This is a genomic window from Campylobacter sp. 2018MI34 (genome assembly GCF_016598975.1).
Lineage (GTDB): Bacteria > Campylobacterota > Campylobacteria > Campylobacterales > Campylobacteraceae > Campylobacter_D.
Map to the genome: position 1 here is coordinate 1 of NZ_JAENKS010000278.1, position 256 is coordinate 256.

The following is a 256-nucleotide window of genomic DNA, read 5'->3' on the forward strand; positions in this document are numbered from 1 at the left end:
TATGAATTTTATTAAAGATAAAGATATATTCTCACCTGAAGTTGGTTTAGCCTATGAAGGAGGTTATACAGAGGCTTTCTCTATGCAAAATACTATAGGTCAAGCTACAGTTAATGGAGGAGAGAGAACCTATGCAAACTATTTAAATCTCTTCTCTACTAAAACAAGCTTTACATGGTTTAGAGATTGGTTACCAAATTTAAAAACTTCATTAGAACTTGGAGCTAAGTTTAATATCAATCCTAGTGTAAAAGCT

Annotated in this window: 1 pseudogene; it reads left to right on the forward strand. The window is 31.6% G+C overall.

Annotated features, from left to right (window positions below):
• A pseudogene (locus tag JG676_RS08800) lies at nucleotides 1-256 on the forward strand (autotransporter outer membrane beta-barrel domain-containing protein); the annotation flags it as partial.